Below are 20,977 nucleotides of genomic sequence, written 5' to 3' on the forward strand. Positions count from 1 at the left end.
CATTAAACGATGGTTTTTGGTTTCTTAGCTGAAATGAAATATCTTTCGGCGAATTCCCCGGGCGCTTCATTTGTAAAATCAGCGGTCACTTCTATTTGTTCAAAGCCAGCGGACTCAAGGAACGCCGCATAGGTCTCAAATGGAAATGTACGCTGTTCATGTGTCTCATCATAACGCTGATACACGTCTCCGTCCTTTACAAAAAAGCTTAAATCGTGAATGATTGAATACATGTCATCCCCTTTATCACTCTGCCAAATATAGCTGATTTCTTCATCTTGATCGGCATAAGTCGAACCTGGGAATACATCTTCCATTTTATAAGGAGTATGAACATCAAAGAGTAAAACCCCATCTGCCTCTAAAAGCTGAAACATGTTTTTAAAGGTTTTTTTGACGTCATTTTCGTTTTTTAAGTAATTCAAGGAATCACAGCATATAACCGCCGCTTGAAAGACTTGCTCAAAACCCGTCAGCTCTCTCATATCTTGATGTAAAAATTGAATGGACTGCTTTTTCGCCTGTGCTTTTTGCTGCGCGAAAGCCAGCATTTCTTCGTGTATGACGAGCTCATGACACATGCACCTTATGATGAATGGGTTCAGTGGATCCAGCAGAATATCAAACCGAATGCTGCCATTATTGATGTTGGCTGTGGAACTGGACCTGCAAACCCTTGATAAATCATGAGTTAATGCCAAGTGAAAGCGTTTCTCTCGGCGCATCTCCCCATAGCTTCTCTAAGTTGTAGTATCCTCTTTCTTCTTTGTGGAACACATGAGCAATGACATCACCAAGATCAATCAATACCCATCTTGCTTCATCAAAGCCCTCCATCTTCTTCACTTCGATTCCACTTTCCTCTGCAAGATGTTTCACTTCTCTTGCAATGGCCTGCACTTGTTTATCAGAGTTCCCGTGACAAATGAGAAAATAATCGGCAACAAGTGAGATTCCTTGCATATTAAGGGCAATAATATCCTCAGCCCGTTTATCATCGCATGCTCCTGCCGCGACGTTTAAAATTGATGATGAATCCATCCAAATTCCTCCTTAATTGTTCTTATGCACAAGTGAGTTGTAAGTCGCAAGCGTATCTGGATAGACTGGCTGATTCTTTTTCAATAAAAAGCTGATCGTGTTTTTTAGTGACTGAATCAGTGCACTATCCAAATCTTGCTCTGCTAACTCTCTTACTTCTTCAACACCAGGGAAATGACGTCCTGGTTCGATATAATCAGCGACATAAATAACCTTTTCAAGTAACGTCATGTTTGGTCTGCCTGATGTATGAAATTCAATAGCCGTTAAAATATCTTGGTCGTTAATAGCTGCTTCCTTTTTAACCAAATAGGCACCAACCGGGGCATGCCAAAGCTCGGGCGAATATTCTAGCAATAGAGGGTTCATCTGTTCCTGCTGGATAATCCCCTTCATTTCATCTTTTGGTCTAAATTTCGCATAATCATGAAAAATAGCGGCGATCTCTGTTTTTTTCACATCTGCACCGAACCGTTCCGCTAATGAAATGGCCGTCTCCATAACCCCGAGTGTATGTGTATATCTATGCTCTGTTAACTGCTCTTTGACACAGTTCAATGCTTCTTCACGATTCATATAAGTGATGCTCCTTTATATAACGCTCAACAGCTTTCGGTATCAAATAATCGACAGGTTTTCCCTGCATGATTCGTTGCCTAATCAATGTCGATGATACATCAAAAGCTGGAACATCTGCAAATAAAAGAGGATATGTCGTATTTCCGGTATAACCCGGTCTTTTCATCCCAATAAAAGTAATCATCTGAAGTAAATCATCAATTCGATGCCATTTTGGCAAATACTCGACCATGTCCGCTCCAATCATAAAAAAGAACTCATCTTCAGGATGACGCTTCTTTAAAAGCTCCACCGTATCTACTGTATAAGATGGACCCTCTCGCTCCATTTCAATGAGCTCCAATCGAAAATGTGGATTTGACTGGATCGCCGCATCCACCATTTTCACCCGGTGACGACTATCTTCTCGCTTCCGGTCTGTTTTATGAGGAGGCTTGTGATTTGGGATAAACCAAATTTCATCAAGCCCTACTTGAAAACGCACCTCATTTGCCATCAGCAAATGCCCATTATGAGGAGGATCAAACGTACCGCCGAACAACCCTATTTTTTTCATATCACATCCACCTTTACGGCAGCTTAATTTGTTTATTTTCCTTTGATTCTTTATAAAGGACAATCACATTTCCGATCGTTTGAACAAGTTCAGCTTTTGTACCTTTGACAAGTGCTTTCGCAACTTCCGTTTTGTCCTCGTCGCAGTTTTGTAATACGCTGACCTTTAACAGTTCTCTTACTTCAAGCGCCTCGGAAATTTGCTTGATCATATTGTCATTTACCCCGCCTTTTCCTACTTGAAAAATAGGTGATAAATGATGTGCTTTTGCACGTAAAAAACGTTTTTGTTTCCCTTTTAACATGGTGTTCCTCCTAATTTCTGTATCACAATTGACTTCATTTTTCTTGCGTCAGGCGTGATGCCTGTCCACAGTTCAAAGGCTCTAGCTGCTTGTCCAACAAACATGCCGACACCATCTACTGTTTTCAAACCTAACCCGGCTGCTTCTCTGAGCAGTTTTGTTTCTATTGGATTATACACAATATCACAAACAACCGCTGTTTTTTTTGCGTTCGCTAAAGAAATCGGGGTTTCTTCAACATTCGGGTGCATACCAATTGAGGTTGTATGGATGATGACATCATATTCCCCAAGCTGCTCTTCCGCCGTCTTTAATGTAATGGCACTAGAAGTGAAGTTCCCATCTGCACTTTCAATTAAAGCCTCAGCTTTTTTAATGGTGCGGTTGGTGATATCAAAGCTTTTCGGTGCATAGTCAGCGATTGTCGTATAAATCGCTCTTGCCGCTCCGCCAGCACCAATTAGGAGAAATGAAAGCTCTGATAATGGCTGATTCAAGGCTTCAAGCAATGAATGAAGAAAGCCCTCTCCATCTGTGTTGTACCCGACGAGCTGACCTTCTTCAAGCCGCACCGTATTGACAGCACGCAGGCGTTCAGCTGTCACATCAATTTTGTCAAGGTATTTCATGATGTCTACCTTGTGCGGAACAGTGACGTTAAAGCCGCTGATTCCTAAGGCTTTCATACCGCTAATCGCATCTTTCAGGTCATCATTTTCTACTTGAAAGCCATGATAATGTCCATCAATTCCAGCATCCTTTAATGCTGCATTATGAATATCCGGAGACATTGAATGGCCAACAGGGTTACCGATTACTCCGTATAAAGGTTTCAAGGTCTCTCCCCCTCTGAACATTTAAATTAACGAACGTCTCATAAACACATGAACGCCTTTTGGCGCATAGACTTTAATTTGCTTACCTGCATCATTTGCCGTGATCCACCCTAAGCCTGAGAAGACGATATCCATTTTCGGCTGATCAATGGTAAAGGTATGTGGAACGAGTGCTGGAAAATCTTCCATCCCCTCTTTTGATGGCGGTGATAGTAATTCCCCTGCATGTTTTTCATATAAATCATCTGCATTCTCTAACTTTGTTCTGTGTATGTTCAGCTCATTTGGCATATAGCAGACAAATGACGTTCTGCCGCCTTTTACATAGTCAAATCGAGCCAGTCCGCCAAAATAAAGCGTTTGAGCTTCATTTAATTGGAACGTTCTCGGTTTCAATTCCTTTTTCGGTGTTAAGATCTTCAAGTCATTTTTGCTGACATAGTGCGCCATCTGATGACGGTTGATAATGCCCGGTGTATCAAATAGAGCAGATCCGTCATCAAGCGGAATCTCAATGGCATCAAGTGTTGTACCTGGATATTGGGATGTGGTGATCACATTCTCTTCGCCAGATACTTCTTTGATGATTCGATTGATAAATGTGGATTTCCCAACATTCGTACAGCCGACGACATAGACATTTCTTCCTTCGCGGTAATGATCGATCGCTTCCATCACCTCAGGTACGCCTTGACCTCTGCTTGCACTGATTAAGAACACATCGATCGGGTTCAATCCGTTTTCTTTCGCTTCTCGTTTCATCCAATGAATCAAACGATCTTTTTTCACGGATTTCGGTAAAATATCTACTTTGTTGCCGACGAGTAAAATCGGGTTACCACCGACAATACGACTCAGTCCATTAATCCAGCTTCCGTTAAAGTCAAAAATATCAACGACCTTGACAATCAGAGAATCTGTCTCTCCGATACTATGCAATATATTTAAAAAGTCGTCTTCTGTTAAAGAAACATCTTGTATTTCATTGTAGTTCTTTAACCTAAAACAGCGCTGACAGATCACATCTTCTTTCAATAGAGATGCTGCCGGCGCATATCCTAATTGATCTTTATCTTCCGTCTGAATGGCTACACCGCAGCCAATACAAACAACCTTTTCCATTATTACTCTTCCTCCCACTGAATGTGGCCCTTACGCTTTAAGGCTCCTAAAATTCTGCGTTCAATCTGCCTGTTAAACTTAGTGAAAAATCCGTCTGAGGCAGCAACAGGGACGACCAAAATCGTATGGAAGCCGTGACGATTCCCGCCTAGAACATCGGTCATGAGCTGATCCCCAATGACCACCACATCTTCTTTTTTCAATTGCATATCAGCGACGGCCTTATTAAAAGCTCTTCCCATCGGCTTTTTCGCTTTATAAATAAACGGGATATGAACTGGTTCAGAAAAAAGCTTGACCCTTTTTTCATTATTGTTCGATACAATCGTCACTTGTATCCCGTGATCCTTCATTTCTTGAAACCATTCAATTAAGCGGGGCGTCGCACTTGGACGATCCCATTCTACTAGTGTGTTATCTAAATCGGTAATAATTCCTTTTACATTTCGTTCTTTTAGTTTTTGCGGTGAAATGTGGAAAATGCTTTTCACAAATTCATCCGGTAAGAAATACTTCTTTAGCACAATTTGCACCCTTTCTTCCATTGGTTTTTCAGCGATTGTGTCGAATCAAATCACAATTTGTCTGTCTATCGAATACAATGAAAAAGTTTTCGACATATGATGAGGACCTTCAACAGGTGTGGATAATTTTACACACATTATCCACCTATATTTCATCACGCTTTCATTCAATTATAAACACTCTACCCACAAGTTATCCACTTCACCATGTGGATAACAGAACGATTGTTCTTGTTTCCCATTCATGGTAGATTAAAGGTACTTCAGAGACATTCGATCAACCTATGATGATATGTCTTTTCCTCAAGTTTTATGCCAACTTTTTCGGGGGAGGTGTTTTTCCCATCATATGGGTTTCTAGTATGAAAAAGCTGTCAGATGATTTACTTATAGAATCGTATTATAAAGCAAATGAAATGAACTTAAATCGCGACTTCATTGAATTAATTGAGACAGAAATGAAAAGACGTTCGCTCGGGCATATGCTCTCTGTTTCCTCTTAATTCCATATCACAGGAACCATGCCTCCCGAGCACTCTCCTTTTTTAAACTCAGGTGACTGATATTATATCACTTGCGCTATAGGCTTACTACTATTTTCCGTAAAAAACACCCCTTCTCAAGTAAAGAAGAGGTGTCTTATTTGCAAGGCTGTTCATTCCAAAACCATAACCCTCCACCTACGACCAAAATGACCACAAGGAACACAACAAGAAAAGCGTAACCGATTCCTGCTCCTTGAGCTGGATAAGGCGAACACGCAGGGTAAGGATAAGGGCATCCCCACATATCAGTTACCTCCTCCTAGGAAGATATACTGTTAGACTATGCTAAATGGATGGTCTTGTTTAGGCAGATGGCCATCATTTAAAAATGTTTGATGACATCACGCTCTTTGATTTCGTTATAAATGATTCTTGCCCCTTTTGGCGTCATATGATTGCCAGAAGGGTCGATCAAACCTGATTGAATCAGCGCATTGTCACTATCTTCACCAGCTTCTCGGATGAACGCTTTCCAGTTGTCGACAAGCGGTACTTGCTGATCCTTGGCAATTTCTCTCGTGATGTCATTATAGGAATTTTGCCAAGCTCTTGCACCGCCTCTCTCAGCAAAATAAGATGACTTATACCTAGAGTAATAATACAAGCCCTTTTTTCCGCCTTCTACAACAGGTACACAAGTCATGAGAATCGGGGTAACGCCTGCTTTTCTACTTTCAGAAATGAAGTAGGTTACATTTTCTTTAAATCTTTTTTTCGTCACTCGGGGATGTTTCCCGTCTAAAATCGCCGCATCATTCGTACCGAACATGATGAGGACGTAAGTTGGTTTCTGCTTTAAAATATCCTGCTCAAAGCGAAGCTTCGCATCTTCAGTCGTCTGCCCGCCAATCCCTGCGTTCTTCACTTGAATTTGACCGCGCTCGACGTTTTTCATGAGATTTACCCATTTTTCAGATGTTGGATAATCTCGGAAGTCCCAGTTTGATCCCTTTGTATTGCTGTCGCCAAATGCAATGACACTTTCTTGTTCTGGCTTTGAGCACCCAGCAGCGACACAAAGCAGGATGAAAAGGACAACATATTTCTTCACAACATTCACCTCCAAAAGCCCTCTTCATATAGTAAACGACAAGACTTTTGGTTTCAATGAATGACTGTTTTTGACGAATACTTCCTATTGCAGTTGAACTGGTACATACGCTTTGTCATGATGCAGCAGTTCGCTCACTTTGACAAATTCATATCCTCGATCCTTTAATTCAGGTATCACTTGTTTCAGTGCTTCGACCGTCTGCTTCCGGTTTCCCCCACCATCATGCAAAAGAATGATATCGCCGCCTTGAATATGAGCAATAATGCGGCTCGCAATTTTATGCGCGCCTGGTCTTGACCAGTCCTTCGGATCTTGCGTAAAGGACCACATGACCACATCATATCCTTGCTTTGACAAAATGCGGAAAGATTTCATCGTCAAGCGGCCGCCAGGAGGACGAAATAATAAGGGCCCGCCAGGCTGGAGTGAAGCAATATGAGCCGCTGATTCTTTTAGCTCCTGCTTGATCTCCTTTGATGATAACAGGTCAAAATACGTATGATTCATCGTGTGATTGCCAAGCTCATTTCCTTCGTCCACAATCCGTTCTGCGATCCTTGGATATGCGTGAACCCGGCTTCCTACGACAAAAAAGCTGGCATTTACTTGATGCTGCTTCAGCACATCCAATATTTGATTCGTGTAAACTGGATGAGGTCCATCATCAAAGGTGATCGCAATCTTCTTCCGTTCCTCTCTCATGTCCCAAAACGCTCGTCCCGTTTTTTCCAGGTCGATTCTTTTTAATGTTCGTGCCTCTATTTCATTAGGAACAAAAACGCATAATACCAATACACACATAAAGATATGCAACCCTTTCATCAGACCGCCTCCACAGAACATCATTACAGATTAAATTGCCCGCTTTCTGATGAATTCATTCAAGGTTCATGATCATACCTGCTCCTCCCTGACTTCATTTTTTACATAAAAAAAGCCGGCCATATGGGCCCGCTTTTTGTTTCACGTTTGGTTTCTCTCTTCAACTGTCGAACGTTGCTTAGAATTCATACAGACACTCTCCTTCTTGAATTTGATTTTGAGCCCATAATAATTTCTGATAATACTGGTTGGACTTCTGGTATTGTTGAGAGGCTTCTAAGGCTGTCGCAATTTCTAGTGAGATATCCTCTATATAAGAGTATAGGCTAAGTTTTTCCAAATAATCAATGGTTTTTTGCAGTTGTTTTTCATTCATTCCTTGAACATATAAAGCATCTAGATACTCAAACATATGACAGAACAGCTGGTCTTCATGCTTCTTTGCAGCTAATTTTCCATCTTCTAATATGCGGCGTGCTGCTTCTTGTTCATTTTGTCTAAAAAGCAGTTTTGCGAGCGTATAGAGCGTATGCGGAAGCGTGGGAAGCTGCTCTTTACAGGCAATATCAGCCGATTCCGTTAAATAGCGTTGTGCTTCCTCAAGGTAGCCCAGCTCCCCATAACATTTTCCTAAATTATAAAGCGCTGAACTGTATATCCGCGGGTGATCAATTTGTGATGCGAGCTGTTTTGCCTTTTTTAAATGAGGCAGTGCCCGATCTTTTCGTTTTAAGTCTTGGTAGTTTCCTGAGATCACAAACAGGCACTGAATGATGCGAATAGAATAAGCATCATGCTGATCGTATATTTCTAGCGCCTTTAAAATATGATGCATCGAGACATGCGTTTGCTTCATAATATAGTAGGCTTCTGCTACTTTAAAATGAAACTCAGCCTGCTCAATATCATCAAATACCATAGACAGCTGTTTTTCTGCCACTCGGTAATATTTGACGGCTTCTAAATATTCTTTTTGACTAAACTCATGCATGCCACGAAAAAATGCATGGTAATAATGCAGCATATCAGATAACTCATGATTGGAGTTTTCGATTTTATCGACAAGATTAGATACTGAGAAAGGTTGATATTTTGAAGGGTGTATATAGTCAAGCATGATCTGGTGCCGAAAACACATGAGCTGATAATAAATCAGTAAATGCTGGTCCTCTTCCATCCGTTCAATTTCCGCTTCTACTTCTGCTTTCAGGATTTCCGCATCTGGAACACTGAACTGCCGTATCATTCGATACCATTCATTAATTTTCATACCTACATGTGAAGAAAGAACCTTCCCCATGTTCCGAAAAAACCCCTTCCTTTTCGGTCTAATATTACATATTTTAGCACGCTTCTTGACCGCCAAGCACCGCAAAGAAACCGCAAACATATGAGCAAGGCAGCAAAAACAGACGAACAGAAGCCCGTTTTTTTCGAAAAAGATGATTTTTTCATCGTACAGACACAGACAATCCCCCCTTCACATACATTTGAGGATATAGGCAGTGGCCTAAACATGGTGGAGGTGAAAATCGTGGCAGGAGTATTTACAGCGATGGGATTGATGGTCAAAGAATTGGTGTTCTTAGTGTCCTATGTCAAAAACAATGCCTTTCCACAGCCCCTTTCGGGAGATGATGAAAAAAAATACTTAGCCCTTATGGCACAGGGCGATGAACACGCGAGAAATATGCTGATTGAACATAACCTTCGGCTCGTCGCCCATATTGTCAAGAAATTTGAAAATACCGGGGAAGACGCTGAAGACCTCATCTCCATCGGGACGATCGGACTCATTAAAGCCATCGAAAGCTATTCCTCTGGAAAAGGAACAAAGCTGGCAACGTATGCGGCACGGTGTATTGAAAATGAAATTCTGATGCATTTACGCGCGCTCAAAAAAACAAAAAAGGATGTCTCCTTGCATGACCCCATTGGTCAGGATAAAGAAGGCAATGAAATTTCTTTAATTGATGTCTTAAAATCCGAAAATGAAGATGTGATTGATACGATTCAGCTCAACATGGAGCTTGAAAAAGTAAAGGAGTATATCGACATTCTCGACGGCCGGGAAAAAGAAGTGATCGTCGGCCGGTTCGGCCTTGATTTAAAGAAAGAAAAAACGCAGCGGGAAATAGCGAAGGAGCTCGGGATATCGCGGAGCTATGTGTCTCGTATTGAGAAGCGGGCGCTGATGAAGATGTTTCATGAGTTTTACCGGGCGGAGAAGGAGAAACGGAAGCGGGAGAAGGGGAAATGAACTTTTCCAACTACTAATAAAAACAGACCTTGTTGGGTCTGTTTTTATTTGAACATCACAATATAGCCCACATACACAAAAGAAAACTATGTCATGTTTTATCCTCATTTATTTCACTATGCTGTTTTCTTTTAAGAAACGCTCAAAAAGCTTATGACCTTCCTCCTTAATTTGGTCATCTTCAATCAGATATTCTCCAATCAATAACCCTAGATCATTCCATTTCTCATATTCCTTTAAAAGCGTTACCCCATAACTTTTTTGATCAAAAAACAAGAGCCATCTCCCTGTTTCTAAACTCTTAAAAAATACGCCTTCATCATCAAAACCATGTTCATAATATCCTACATGTAAATGCATAGTATCATCTAAACTATGTAATTTTTCTTCTGTACTCACTTTCATCTTGCGCCCCTAACTTTTCATATCCTTCTGAAAATCAATATCCCTCAACTCGACCCATTCAACAAAATCAGGAACCGTTTTTGTCGTCAAAAAATGATGAACGATTTGATATACTTGATCCCGATTAATGTAGCTGCACGACGGCACATACAATGGTGCTCCTGCGACCAAATGCTCGATATTTTCAATTTTTTTCTCCCTTTTTAAAAGGAACCAAAAAATTTGGATACCTCATGATCAAGAAACCATACGGTTCCGTATAAAAGAAAACTAGACTTTCACATTCCCACTCTTCTTCTATCTCAATGGAAGATTCCCCGTTACCTTGTTTCCAATACTCTTCACCCTCCTGAAAGAAAATTCTTTTCATGAATTCTTCTCCCGGATTTTCTACTGGAGCTCATGTGGGGCCGTAGTATAAAAACATCCATATCTCTCCTTCATACCTATATCAGCTTGTTAACCAACTGTTCTATTCCCTTCAAATTGATAAAAAGTTTGTGGTTCTTCGTTTAATTTTAGCCAGTTATATAGCTTGGGGTTTAGCTTTTGAAAAGTTTGCTTGCTGACCCATTTTACTTCTTCGATATCATCATCCGGATCGAGAATACTCATTTGTCCTCCGGTGATTTCTGCAAAGAAGGTGATCATCAGCGCATGATGCTTTTTGTCTTGAAAGTATGCTTCTCGAACCGAATGAAGTTCATTTACTTTGCAAACATACCCTGTCTCTTCTTTCACCTCGCGGATCACGGCTTGATGCAGGTGTTCTCCTTTTTCTACAGCACCACCAGGAACTTCCCAATATCCCTTTACATTTTTGACCATTAACATATTTTCTTGCTCATCATAAATAATAGCTGATACTACGTCTACTCGTTTCAAAGAAATCTCCCCAATCATTCTCTGTTTACATCAATTGTCGAATAAATAGCACGAACTGTTCATTTCAATACATTCATTATAATGTATCCTTGATATAAGATAATGGATAAGGGGCAAAACAGCATTCGTGGGCAGATTGGAGGCCACAGCATGTGGATCATCATCATTTTACTTATTGTCCTCATTGGGTTTACTGGGAATATCGTTTCTTTATTAAGACAAATGAAAGAGTCAAACGAGAAAATCATACAACTGTTAGAACATCAAAAACCGAAAAAATAAAAACTTCTCTCATTTAGAGGGAAGTTTTTTAGAGAAAGCAATTAGAGAATTCTTACCGTTTTTCATGAAGCAACATATATCTGATTCGACGAATATAATGCAGCGCAATATGAACGAGACATAAAATGAGCCCGATCATCGCAAGAATATAAATGGGCAGCATCAAACCAGGTACATAATTGACGATAAAACCCAAACAAAACGCTGTCAGCATATATAGGCTGATCAACCTCATCAATACCATCCGAAGCCCTCCCTTTCCACACTCATTTTAACATCATTTCCCTTTATTTTCATAATTGGCTTTAAAAAAAGATGCGAATCCACTAAGATTCGCATGATCATTACGTATTCAATTCACCTTTCTTCGCCCGGGCTTCCTTCCACTGCTCAAGCTCTGAAACTGTTAATAATTGATATCCTTGTTTGGTTAATTCCTTGATAATCGTGACAGCTGCGTTTGCCGAGGTGTCATAGATGTCGTGCATTAAGACGGTTTCTCCGCTAGACGCATGTGTGAGAATGTAACTCGCGACGTACTGGCTGTTGCGATATTTCCAGTCTTCAGGATCTACGTCCCAAAGCGTGACTTTCATGTTGACAGCCGCGTTAATTTGCCCGTTTGTTCCTCCATATGGCGGTCTAAAGTGAGTCGGTGTGAACCCGCCAGCTTTTTCAATGATTTGCTGGGTCTCTTCTACTTGTTTGACGGCTTGTTTTAATGGCAGTCTTGTGAGTAAAGGATGGCTATAGGAATGATTTCCGATTTCATTCCCACCCTTTCTGATCTCACCTAGCATATCGGGGTAATATTGAACCCTGCTGCCTAATACAAAAAATGTCGCATGTCCTTTGTTTTCTTTTAAAGCTGTTAAAATTTTTGAAGTCGTTGATGGATTTGGTCCATCGTCAAATGTCAGGGCAATGGCTTTTTGATTTAGGTTGAATGCTGACTGTTTTGGCAGTTTTACGATTTTTCTTTTTGGAATTGGTTCTTTTTTCTCGTTTTTGTTCTTTTCTTTATTGATATATTCTGGTTTTAACATTCCTTTAAGCACTGTTTTTTTAATCGCCAGCACTTGAGGGCCTTGTTTGTCTGGTGCGATTTGCCCTGCTGGAAAGTAGAATTCAATAAAACGATCCTTGATGGCAAAATATTGATAATGCTCTGCCGCAGGAGACGTTCCTTGTTTGAGCAAATGCTCATTTTCAGCAAGAGCGCGATCTTTTTTTAATTCATCAAATGTCATATGTGACAGTTTTTGCAGATTTTCTTTCTTTGATAAAAATAAATCATCTATTGATAAAAAATGCTGTTTCTTGAAATCAAAATTGAACAACTTCGTTTGATGTGCGCCTTTTACTCCGCCTTTCAATTCATATGTATTGAATTTAATCGCAACGGTTTGCTTGGCATAATGAATAATCTCGTAATCTATATTTAATTCGTATCGATTCTCTTCATCGACATCGCTCGCTTCGCTAAATGATGTTTTGAATTTGTCTAACGCTGTTTCTGCAAATCTTTTCATCTCTTGATCTAGCTTTTTTTGATGAAACACCGGATAGTTGACTGCATATCTCATGTATCTCCCGTCATTCACGAGGGTGACTATTTCCACTTCTTTATAGCTCGCATCTGGTTCTACCTTCTTCTTCTCCGTCCCACTTGCCTGCTGATTATGATAAAATGCAGCAATTCCGATGATGATTGCAAGTCCGCATAGGACGAGACTGATTTTCCATTTCATTGACACAATAATTCCCCTCTCGTGATGGCGTCATGCCTTGATGACGTGTGTTTGTAGGATAGACTTTGCGTGAACCCAATTTAGTTTTCATAAAACAAACTTGTCACACTTTAGACACAATTTAAAAGAGGAATAGAAAAAGGGCTTGATTTCTCAGCCCTAACATTATTTTTGCATATATAGTTGAAATAATTTCGTTTCTTCATCAATCGAACTCGCTCGATCAAAAGCCGCTCTGACCGTCTTTGTATTGTTTAAGCGCTCATAAAGCAAGGTCAATACAAAGATAAATGCCGCATCTCCATCAATGTAATCATCCGGCGCTATATAGGACATGGCACCTGCTTCTAAAAAGGCATCTGCTAATTTTTTCTCACCTAGTGTGCAACCTGTAGAAATAACGTGAACCCCTTTTAATGAAGCATACTGCTTGATTTCATCCGCTCCAAAAGCAGCGCCTCTAGGCTCTCCATCTTCGTATACATCTTCCCCTAATTCTGGCATGAGAAATGCTCCTTCTTCCCCATGAAACGATAGAAGAATGTAATCGATTTCTCCTCTATTTTTTCCAGATAACACATTGATCAGGTCATTTGGTCTTCCGATCCATTGCATATCGACTTTTACGCCGAAGTTTTCAAGTGCTGCACGCAGCGCAAAAGATTCCAGCTCACTATTTGGTCCTGCTGCTAACATGATGCGTATGGTCTGTTGATCCACTTTTATCTCCTCCAGACTATCATAAAAATAAAACCATTTTTTCCTCATCTACATATGTATGATCAGGCCATTTTAGTGCTTTTTCTTCAAGTGCGTATGACTCAAATCCAATAGAGCGATACAAGCGTTTGGCTGAGTGATTGGTCGTCACGACTGATAAATACATTTGCTCGATGTCGTGTCGTTTTCCGGCGAATGAAAGAACTTCCATTATCAAGGCCTTGCCTACTCCTTTTCCGCGGGCACCCGCTGTAACATACATCGCCGCCACATTCGCTCGGTGCTTTAATTTCTGTAAGTTTTCTTGGATGAGCGTGACCATACCCACAAGCTTCCCTTGATCAAAGGCACCAAAGGTCCACGTAAATTGTACCGAAGCAAAACGAGCTGCGTATTTTTCTATTGTACCGATTTGCTCTTCTTCATAACTCATCGCAAAGTCCTCTGGATGTAATCGTAGTGCTTCTAGTCTCAACGCGGCATATTCTTCAGCATCATCTGGAATTAACAATCGAATATTCAGAACATCGCCTCCAACAGAATGATTGATACTTCCAATTTTATCTTGAAAGGAGATTTTGATCAAAATTTTTCTCCTGAAAATAAAAAGGCATCCCATAAAAGGATGCCCCCTTCATTACCACTTACAGCGTTTCACTGGACGGCAGCAAGGGTTTTTGATATCACTGCCGCAATCGTATTCTTTCACGATATACTCGTTATGAGTCGACTCAGTGACAGGATAGTAGTTTTCAATTCTTTTGATGTTTTTATTGACGTTTGTGATATGCGTTGGATGAATTTTTCTGATGGTTTGTTCATTCGTTCTTGTGTTGACAATTTGACGTGTGGGGAAAACAACCGTTTCATCTTCTCCATGGTTTCCTCTGCGAGGTCCAAAGAAAAAATCATCTAATCGATTCCGGCTCATCTCAACACCCCTTCAATTTGTCTTTCACTTACACTCTATCGTATGTAAGAAACGTCATTCGTGATTAGATGCTTGTCTATTTTTTAAAAAATCCACTATTCATCTCGTTTTCTCTTTCTTTACAAAAGGTCATTTTTAACATATTATACAAATGATATCTTGCGCAGAAAGGACATCTATGAAAACAAAACATAAACTCTTTTTATTCATGATATTTATTGTCATCATCATTGCTCTTCCAATGCTATCACCTATGATCTTCACAAATTCAACCGAAAAAGGCGCTATCCGGAAATCAATTTACCAAGAAGGATACCCTTACCAAAGCTATTTTGCTATTTTGAAAAAAACGAAGTACAAAGATCCTGAGTATGGCCAGCTTTATGATGTTTACTGGCAGACTTGGAAAAGTGAAACAGGGATGACACCTTCTGTCTGCTATTCGAAAAAGGTCGAGGAAAATGAATATAAGGTTAGCTGCGGTACCGCCCCATAACCTTCACTCATCATCAAACACGAGGTGAACGATATGATCAATACGACACAACCAATCGAACGAAACAAGCTAGACATTGCACTTGAACTGACTCAAATGCATTTGAATCGATATGAAACGAATCATCCTGATCAGCTGAGTGAGGTTTATGCAAAATATTATGCGCTGCTTGAAGTGCTTGATTTATCTTCTTATGATCAATTGATTGATTTATTGCCAGATGAGCTAAAACAGATGCTTGAGTAAAAAACCCACTATCCATAGGATAGTGGGTTTCAGATTGTTGACAAAGGGCTAAAATGATCTTGATTTTAGCCCTTTGTCTTCTTTTCAGCGTGATAGAAAACCTTTGCAGCCCTAGGAAGGACGAGTACTGGCGCGGAGCGAATTCGACATTCGTGAGCACCAGCACGCAGGACTGACAACGAATGCGAGGGTTTTCTTTATACTCGTGCTGCCATATCGGTTTCGATTTGCTCTAAACTTCTTCCTTTTGTTTCAACTAGTACAAAGCGGGTGAACAATAGTCCGATTAAGCAGATGACACCAAATGAGGAGAAAATGACACCAAAACTGAATTGGTCTGCCAGAATAGGGAACACGAGTCCAACGGCTAACGATCCCGTCCAGTTAAAGGCAGATGAAATACCTGCGCCGATACCTCTGACAGAAAGCGGGAAGATTTCGCCGATGATGATCCACGTGATCGGTGCCCATGAGAAGGCGTAGCACAAGATAAAGCAGCAAAGTGAAATCAATGTCACCCAGTTTAAAATCCCTTCACTCACGCCAACTGCACCTAATGCGGCTGGTGCAAAGAAAGAAAGGGCCATGCCCGTTCCCCCTACGGTGAGAATCGCTCGGCGGTCGAACCGGTCAACAAATTGCAAAAAGATCACGGTGGTGACGACAAAAATGACACCGACAATGACTGTAAAACCTGCGGCAACCTGAGGTGCAAGCCCTACATTCCGAGCAATACTCGTTGCATAATACACAATGGAGTTCGCCCCTTGAATTTGCTGAAGGGTCGCCATCCCAACCCCTATGAAAAGAGCCATTCTGAATTTCTTTTGGAACAATTCGCGAATACCAGAGCGTTCTTCTTTCGCGACTTCTAAAATTTCCTGCATCTCTGCTTCAATTTCCTCATCAGAAGAGCGCAGTGATCCTAATACTTCCCGTGCTTTATGAGCCATTCCGTGTTTAATTAAATATCTCGGAGATTCAGGAAGCTTCAGCATACCAATATAAAGTACGATGGCAAATAAAGCGGCACTACCGAGCATCCAGCGCCAGCTGTCTGGAACAGGTTCAAACACAAATGCAACAATATAGCTCAGCAATAGTCCACTTACGATCATGAGCTGATTGAGCCCAGACAATTTCCCGCGGATTTTAGCAGGAGCAATTTCAGACATGTATGCCGGCACCAAAGATGAGGCTGTTCCTACGGCTGTCCCTAAAAAGATACGTGCAATGGTTAATGAAATCTCTTCTGGTGCGATAGCTGATCCGATCGCTCCGACAAAAAAGATAACGGATGAGACCAAAATAAGCTTTCTGCGGCCAAATTTATCCCCTAACAGACCGCTTAAAATGGAGCCGATAATCGCCCCACCCATTAATGAAGAGACGACAATTCCAAGCCATAATGGGCTGAGCTGAAATTCTTGCTGAATATGTCCTTCTGCCCCTGCAATAATACCAATATCATATCCGAATAAGATGCCTGCAAAGGACCCGAAAAAGAAGATAAATTTGCTTGACACTTTTTTCTCCAAGTGGATGACCCCCTCACTTAATTAACCGCTTTCATTTCATCCCGTGCTTCTACTGCACTCAGTAGAAGACCTTTCACCCTTCTATAAAACCACATACTCTGCACTCACAAGCTTTGCAAAATGAACAATTTGATCAACCGTTAAATTGAGGGATACGACTGTATGATGACCCCCGCCTTGCTTAATCCATGCTTTGACGCCGTCCCGAAAATTCGGCTTGATTTTCCAGAGCACACGTGCAACCGGTAAATGAGGTGCTGCTTCCTCCGGCTCAAAGGCTTCGACTTCTTGTATGAGCCATTTGAAATGAGTCCCAAAATCAGCAATAGAAACAACAACACCTTCCCCTGCTTTTCCATCAAACACAAGGCGAGCTGGATCTTCCCTGTTTCCGATTCCAAGCGGAGATACGACAATGACAGGTTTCGTATGGGCGAGCGCCGGATCTACTTCTAACATATGAGATTGCAGCACTGCTTCCTGCCCAGAGGTCATTTCATACGTGTAGTCCTCCATAAAACCAGTGGATTGATGATGACTCATCACCTTTAATAACCGGTCCAGCGCAGCCGTTTTCCAATCGCCTTCCCCGGCAAAGCCATACCCTTTTGCCATCAGCCGCTGTACCGCAAGCCCTGGCAGCTGCTTCATTCCATGTAAATCTTCAAAGTTCGTCGTAAAGGCATTGTAGCCGCCTTCATCTAAAAAGCGTTGGATGGCAATCTCATATCGGGCTTGCTCCTTGACACTTTTTTCCCAATCTTCAACTGAATACGTTCCATAATCCACATCATATTGCGTTAAATATTCCGCAAATAATGCATCTACCTCTGCTTCTTCTACTGCACTCACATATTCGACGAGATCGCCTATGCCAAAGTAATCAACGGTCCATCCTAGTTGAATCTGGGCTTCAATTTTATCGCCTTCTGTTACAGCCACGTGGCGCATGTTGTCACCAAACCTAGCCACTTTAATCTGAAAGCTTTCATGATAGGCAGCTGCCACGTCCATCCATTCAGCGATTTGTTGCTGCACATCCGGCTTAGACCAATGACCGGCAACAATTTGGTTTTGTTTATTTAAACGTGCATTGATATAGCCATATTCTCTGTCTCCATGGGCAGATTGATGAAGATTCATATAGTCCATATCGATCGTGTCCCACGGAATTTTTTCATAATACTGTGTGACAAGATGCAAAAGAGGCTTCTGCAAAAGATTGGTCCCGCGTATCCACATTTTTGCCGGTGAAAATGTATGCATCCACGTCATGACGCCGACAACTTCATCACGATAATTGACCTCTTTCATCAGCTTTGTGATTTGATCCGCGCTGACAGCCAGCTCCTGAAGGATCACTGGATAAGGAAGTAAACCACTCTCATTTAAGGCATCCGTCATTTTTTGTGCATCTGCTTTTACTTTCTGCAGTGCTTCATCTCCGTATAAATGCTGTGATCCGACAATAAACCAGCATTCTTTATGTTGACTTGTTAACATAGATATCCCTCTTTTCTTTATCTTGAAGGTTTTTGTCCGTAATACGCATGTTCTCCGTGTTTTCTTAAGTAATGTTTATCTAAAATTCGCTGCGGAAGAGGTTCTGCGTATTCATTTAATTGCTTTGCAAACAAATTCATTTTGGCGACTTCATCTAAAATCACACTGTTTGTGACCGCACTTTTTGCATCTTCCCCCCACGTAAATGGGCCGTGGCCTTGAAGCAATACACCCGGCACCGCCATCACATCTAAGTTTCTTTTCTCAAACGTTTCGATGATCAGCCGGCCCGTTTCTACCTCATAACCACGATTCACTTCTTCTTCTGTCAGAAATCGAGCACACGGAACAGCGCCGTAAAATGTATCGGCATGTGTTGTGCCCATTGCCTGTAAATCGAGACCTGCCTGCGCCCAAACGGTTGCCCACATGGAATGGCTATGTGATATACCGCCAATTTCCTCAAAGTGTTTGTAAAGGACAGCATGTGTTGCAGTATCTGATGAAGGGCTGTATTCCCCTTCCACTACTTCACCGTCAAAGTCGACCACAACCATGTCTTTTGCTGATAATTGGTCATACGCTATACCGCTAGGCTTAATAACGAATAGACCGCTGTCACGATCACACGCACTGACATTACCCCATGTAAATTTCACAAGTCCGTATTTCGGCAAATCTAAATTGGCTTCGTATACTTCTTCTTTTAAGCGTTCTAACATACGGTTGTCACTCCTTTCTTTGACATCAGATATGCTACTGCCGCCTCTTCAATCGGAAGGCCGTCTTGATAGCGCTTTAAAAATTCGCCAAAGCCTTTGACATCAAGTGGATCGGGTTCTATCAGTTCTTCTGATGTATGGGCAAACACTTGATGCGTGAGAAATTCAGCCAATGTTTGCTTTTGATGATGGACCATATAGGAAGCGAGGACAGCCATTCCAAACGCACCGCCTTCTCCCGCAGTAGAAACGACTGATACAGGTGTATCAAGCGCTGCTGCCACCATTTTTTGACCAACGAGCGGTGTTTTAAATAACCCTCCATGCCCTAATAACCGATCAATCGCAACCTGTTCATGTTCTTTTAAACGGTCCATCCCTATTTTCATTGCGCCAAAAGCAGAAAAAAGATGGGTACGCATGAAGTTAGCCAGATTAAAGCGGCTTTCAGCTGATCTGACAAAAAGAGGTCTTCCTTCTGGCAGTCTTGTAATATTTTCACCAGAATAATAGCCATAGCTTAAGAGCCCGCCGCCATCTCGATCTGCTTCTAACGCCTGCTGTAATAAGGTTTCGTATACCTTTTCTGACGACACTTGCACGCCTAGTGCGTCAAATGCCTCTCTAAAGATATTCATCCAAGCATTTAAGTCACTTGTACAGTTGTTCGCATGAACCATTGCAACTGGCAGTCCGTCCGGCGTTGTGACCATATCCACTTCTGGATACACACCCTTTAGCTCCTGCTCTAGCACAATCATGGCAAAAACAGATGTCCCAACTGAAATGTTCCCTGTCCGTTTTTCTACACTGTTTGTTGCCACCATGCCCGTTCCGGCGTCACCTTCCGGGGGGCAAAATGGAATCCCTGGCTGTAAGTGTTTGCCTTGATCTAAAATGGCTGCTCCTGCTGCCGTTAACACGCCAGCCTCCTCGCCTGCTAAATAAACATGCGGCAGAAGGTGACGGAGCTTCCACGGATAGCCTTTTTCTGCGATCAAGTCTTCAAATTGATGGAGCATTTCTTCATTGTAATCTTTCGTTTGTTCATCAATTGGGAACATGCCTGATGCATCCCCAATGCCAATGGCCTGCTTTCCTGTTAAAAGCCAGTGAATGTATCCTGATAGAGTGGTCATATATTCTAAACGGGAAAGATGTTTTTCCTCTTCTAATATGGCTTGATACAAATGGGCAATGCTCCATCTTTCTGGAATATGAAATTGGAAGACATTCGTCAGTTTTTGACTCGCCTCAATGGTTGTTGCGTTCCGCCATGTGCGAAACGGAACGAGGACCTCTCCTGTATGATCACATGCCACATAGCCATGCATCATAGCTGATACCCCAATTGAGCCAATGGTTTGAATGGTCACGCCATACCTTTGCTCGACTTGCTCTTTCATCTCTCGGTACGCTACTTGAAGACCTGTAATGATATCAATTAAGTTGTACGTCCAAATTCCTTCCTGGAGAGAACTTTCCCACTCAAATGCACCTTGGGCAATTGGCTGAAACGCTTCATCTATTAAAATGGCTTTAATTCGTGTTGAACCAAATTCAATCCCTAAAGATGTCCGTCCTTCTTTTAAGGCTTTGGTCGTCTTTTCATGATTCATTCTGCGTTCACCTCCATGATTGATAGCGGTTTCAATTTTAATTTTCTAGATTCATTGATTCTCTGTGCACATTCACAATATAATATTTGTACGTACATATGTCAATAATAAATATAGTTGTACATACAAAATATGACAAAAACCTGCACTTTTCTAAAGCTGGAACGTCAGAAAGGGAAAGCGCCTGTTTTTGATTCGACAACCATGTTAAAATATGTCCATACAATTTCTTCTCA

28 protein-coding genes and 1 pseudogene are annotated in these 20,977 nt (G+C 41.5%); 5 read left to right on the forward strand and 24 right to left on the reverse strand.

What is annotated here, in order from left to right; all coding sequences use genetic code 11:
• Positions 1-2: 2 nt before the first annotated feature.
• Genes MHI33_RS14245 through MHI33_RS14280 form a run of 8 tightly spaced genes read right to left on the reverse strand, consistent with a single transcriptional unit; the run spans position 3 to position 4,962 of the window.
• Entirely contained in the window at positions 3-701 is a 699-nt protein-coding gene (locus MHI33_RS14245) for a class I SAM-dependent methyltransferase (RefSeq protein WP_340912097.1), read from the reverse strand.
• A complete protein-coding gene (rsfS, locus tag MHI33_RS14250) occupies positions 685-1,041 on the reverse strand; it encodes a ribosome silencing factor (protein WP_003217467.1) in 357 nt (118 codons plus the stop codon). Before rsfS ends, MHI33_RS14245 begins: the two co-directional genes overlap by 17 nt.
• 12 nt (positions 1,042-1,053) lie before the next feature.
• On the reverse strand, positions 1,054-1,617 hold the full coding sequence (yqeK, locus tag MHI33_RS14255; protein WP_065098455.1) for a bis(5'-nucleosyl)-tetraphosphatase (symmetrical) YqeK: 564 nt from the start codon (positions 1,615-1,617) through the stop codon (positions 1,054-1,056).
• Positions 1,607-2,176 carry a nicotinate-nucleotide adenylyltransferase gene (locus MHI33_RS14260; RefSeq protein WP_065098456.1) on the reverse strand — a complete coding sequence of 190 codons (570 nt, stop codon included), beginning with the start codon at positions 2,174-2,176 and terminating at the stop codon, positions 1,607-1,609. The genes yqeK and MHI33_RS14260 overlap by 11 nt, the downstream gene beginning before the upstream one ends.
• A gap of 13 nt (positions 2,177-2,189) precedes the next feature.
• Positions 2,190-2,480: a ribosome assembly RNA-binding protein YhbY gene (yhbY, locus tag MHI33_RS14265; RefSeq protein ID WP_044139442.1), complete on the reverse strand. Its 291-nt coding sequence runs from the start codon at positions 2,478-2,480 to the stop codon at positions 2,190-2,192.
• The gene (gene aroE, locus MHI33_RS14270; protein ID WP_340912104.1) at positions 2,474-3,316 is read right to left on the reverse strand and encodes a shikimate dehydrogenase; all 843 of its coding nucleotides are present in this window, start codon (positions 3,314-3,316) and stop codon (positions 2,474-2,476) included. Before aroE ends, yhbY begins: the two co-directional genes overlap by 7 nt.
• Before the next feature lie 21 nt (positions 3,317-3,337).
• Positions 3,338-4,438, reverse strand: a complete 1,101-nt coding sequence (gene yqeH / locus MHI33_RS14275; protein WP_065098458.1) for a ribosome biogenesis GTPase YqeH — start codon at positions 4,436-4,438, stop codon at positions 3,338-3,340.
• Positions 4,439-4,440: 2 nt separating this feature from the next.
• On the reverse strand, positions 4,441-4,962 hold the full coding sequence (locus MHI33_RS14280) for a YqeG family HAD IIIA-type phosphatase (RefSeq protein WP_044139602.1): 522 nt from the start codon (positions 4,960-4,962) through the stop codon (positions 4,441-4,443).
• Positions 4,963-5,324: 362 nt separating this feature from the next.
• Between MHI33_RS14280 and MHI33_RS14285 the strand changes: the two genes are divergently transcribed.
• Positions 5,325-5,465 carry a sporulation histidine kinase inhibitor Sda gene (locus tag MHI33_RS14285; RefSeq protein WP_003217327.1) on the forward strand — a complete coding sequence of 47 codons (141 nt, stop codon included), beginning with the start codon at positions 5,325-5,327 and terminating at the stop codon, positions 5,463-5,465.
• Positions 5,466-5,601: 136 nt separating this feature from the next.
• Here the strand turns inward: MHI33_RS14285 and MHI33_RS14290 are convergent, their stop codons facing one another.
• The 4 genes from MHI33_RS14290 to MHI33_RS14305 all read right to left on the reverse strand — a co-directional run bounded on the left by MHI33_RS14290 (position 5,602) and on the right by MHI33_RS14305 (position 8,683).
• Positions 5,602-5,751 (reverse strand): hypothetical protein, encoded by a 150-nt coding sequence (locus MHI33_RS14290; protein WP_003217499.1) that lies wholly within the window; start codon positions 5,749-5,751, stop codon positions 5,602-5,604.
• A 78-nt stretch (positions 5,752-5,829) separates the two neighbouring features.
• Positions 5,830-6,558, reverse strand: coding sequence for an SGNH/GDSL hydrolase family protein (locus MHI33_RS14295; protein ID WP_223252823.1), 729 nt, complete (start codon positions 6,556-6,558; stop codon positions 5,830-5,832).
• Positions 6,559-6,642: 84 nt separating this feature from the next.
• Complete coding sequence (locus tag MHI33_RS14300) at positions 6,643-7,383, reverse strand: polysaccharide deacetylase family protein (protein ID WP_065098460.1); 741 nt, start codon at positions 7,381-7,383, stop codon at positions 6,643-6,645.
• 178 nt (positions 7,384-7,561) lie between these two features.
• On the reverse strand, positions 7,562-8,683 hold the full coding sequence (locus MHI33_RS14305) for a response regulator aspartate phosphatase (RefSeq protein ID WP_044139447.1): 1,122 nt from the start codon (positions 8,681-8,683) through the stop codon (positions 7,562-7,564).
• A 231-nt stretch (positions 8,684-8,914) separates the two neighbouring features.
• On the opposite strand from MHI33_RS14305, the gene sigK reads away from it, so the two are divergent.
• The gene (gene sigK / locus MHI33_RS14310; protein WP_034738387.1) at positions 8,915-9,643 is read left to right on the forward strand and encodes an RNA polymerase sporulation sigma factor SigK; all 729 of its coding nucleotides are present in this window, start codon (positions 8,915-8,917) and stop codon (positions 9,641-9,643) included.
• A gap of 108 nt (positions 9,644-9,751) precedes the next feature.
• Here the strand turns inward: sigK and MHI33_RS14315 are convergent, their stop codons facing one another.
• From MHI33_RS14315 to MHI33_RS14325, 3 genes and pseudogenes are all read right to left on the reverse strand, one after another.
• Positions 9,752-10,048: a DUF3986 family protein gene (locus MHI33_RS14315; RefSeq protein WP_223252822.1), complete on the reverse strand. Its 297-nt coding sequence runs from the start codon at positions 10,046-10,048 to the stop codon at positions 9,752-9,754.
• A 9-nt stretch (positions 10,049-10,057) separates the two neighbouring features.
• A pseudogene (locus MHI33_RS14320) lies at positions 10,058-10,418 on the reverse strand (Imm1 family immunity protein).
• A gap of 89 nt (positions 10,419-10,507) precedes the next feature.
• Entirely contained in the window at positions 10,508-10,933 is a 426-nt protein-coding gene (locus MHI33_RS14325) for an NUDIX hydrolase (RefSeq protein WP_065098461.1), read from the reverse strand.
• 150 nt (positions 10,934-11,083) lie between these two features.
• Here MHI33_RS14325 and MHI33_RS14330 point away from each other — a divergent pair, with 150 nt between their 5' ends.
• The gene (locus MHI33_RS14330) at positions 11,084-11,215 is read left to right on the forward strand and encodes a hypothetical protein (RefSeq protein WP_003217310.1); all 132 of its coding nucleotides are present in this window, start codon (positions 11,084-11,086) and stop codon (positions 11,213-11,215) included.
• Positions 11,216-11,267: 52 nt separating this feature from the next.
• On the opposite strand, the gene MHI33_RS14335 is transcribed toward MHI33_RS14330, so the two are convergent.
• The 5 genes from MHI33_RS14335 to MHI33_RS14355 all read right to left on the reverse strand — a co-directional run bounded on the left by MHI33_RS14335 (position 11,268) and on the right by MHI33_RS14355 (position 14,617).
• On the reverse strand, positions 11,268-11,459 hold the full coding sequence (locus tag MHI33_RS14335) for a hypothetical protein (protein ID WP_003217441.1): 192 nt from the start codon (positions 11,457-11,459) through the stop codon (positions 11,268-11,270).
• 100 nt (positions 11,460-11,559) lie between these two features.
• A complete protein-coding gene (locus MHI33_RS14340) occupies positions 11,560-12,972 on the reverse strand; it encodes a polysaccharide deacetylase family protein (RefSeq protein ID WP_106066934.1) in 1,413 nt (470 codons plus the stop codon).
• Between the two features lie 159 nt (positions 12,973-13,131).
• Positions 13,132-13,662, reverse strand: a complete 531-nt coding sequence (locus MHI33_RS14345; protein ID WP_221450641.1) for a delta-aminolevulinic acid dehydratase — start codon at positions 13,660-13,662, stop codon at positions 13,132-13,134.
• Positions 13,663-13,705: 43 nt separating this feature from the next.
• Complete coding sequence (locus MHI33_RS14350) at positions 13,706-14,272, reverse strand: GNAT family N-acetyltransferase (RefSeq protein WP_223252821.1); 567 nt, start codon at positions 14,270-14,272, stop codon at positions 13,706-13,708.
• Between the two features lie 51 nt (positions 14,273-14,323).
• A complete protein-coding gene (locus tag MHI33_RS14355) occupies positions 14,324-14,617 on the reverse strand; it encodes a CotD family spore coat protein (protein WP_003216648.1) in 294 nt (97 codons plus the stop codon).
• 178 nt (positions 14,618-14,795) lie between these two features.
• On the opposite strand from MHI33_RS14355, the gene MHI33_RS14360 reads away from it, so the two are divergent.
• Together MHI33_RS14360 and MHI33_RS14365 are read left to right on the forward strand one after the other, a co-directional pair.
• Entirely contained in the window at positions 14,796-15,113 is a 318-nt protein-coding gene (locus tag MHI33_RS14360) for a hypothetical protein (protein ID WP_106066933.1), read from the forward strand.
• A 33-nt stretch (positions 15,114-15,146) separates the two neighbouring features.
• Positions 15,147-15,359 (forward strand): hypothetical protein, encoded by a 213-nt coding sequence (locus MHI33_RS14365; protein WP_065098465.1) that lies wholly within the window; start codon positions 15,147-15,149, stop codon positions 15,357-15,359.
• Positions 15,360-15,556: 197 nt separating this feature from the next.
• Here MHI33_RS14365 and MHI33_RS14370 read toward each other — a convergent pair whose 3' ends face one another.
• From MHI33_RS14370 to MHI33_RS14385, 4 genes are all read right to left on the reverse strand, one after another.
• Positions 15,557-16,897 (reverse strand): sugar porter family MFS transporter, encoded by a 1,341-nt coding sequence (locus MHI33_RS14370; protein ID WP_065098466.1) that lies wholly within the window; start codon positions 16,895-16,897, stop codon positions 15,557-15,559.
• Between the two features lie 81 nt (positions 16,898-16,978).
• Positions 16,979-18,400 carry an L-arabinose isomerase gene (araA, locus tag MHI33_RS14375; RefSeq protein WP_340912122.1) on the reverse strand — a complete coding sequence of 474 codons (1,422 nt, stop codon included), beginning with the start codon at positions 18,398-18,400 and terminating at the stop codon, positions 16,979-16,981.
• 17 nt (positions 18,401-18,417) lie between these two features.
• On the reverse strand, positions 18,418-19,122 hold the full coding sequence (locus MHI33_RS14380; RefSeq protein WP_065098468.1) for an L-ribulose-5-phosphate 4-epimerase: 705 nt from the start codon (positions 19,120-19,122) through the stop codon (positions 18,418-18,420).
• Positions 19,116-20,741 (reverse strand): xylulokinase, encoded by a 1,626-nt coding sequence (locus MHI33_RS14385; RefSeq protein WP_106066931.1) that lies wholly within the window; start codon positions 20,739-20,741, stop codon positions 19,116-19,118. Before MHI33_RS14385 ends, MHI33_RS14380 begins: the two co-directional genes overlap by 7 nt.
• Between the last annotated feature and the right edge of the window lie 236 nt (positions 20,742-20,977).

The sequence above is a fragment of the Bacillus sp. FSL K6-2971 genome (assembly GCF_038006405.1).
Classification (GTDB): Bacteria; Bacillota; Bacilli; order Bacillales; family Bacillaceae; genus Bacillus; species Bacillus pumilus.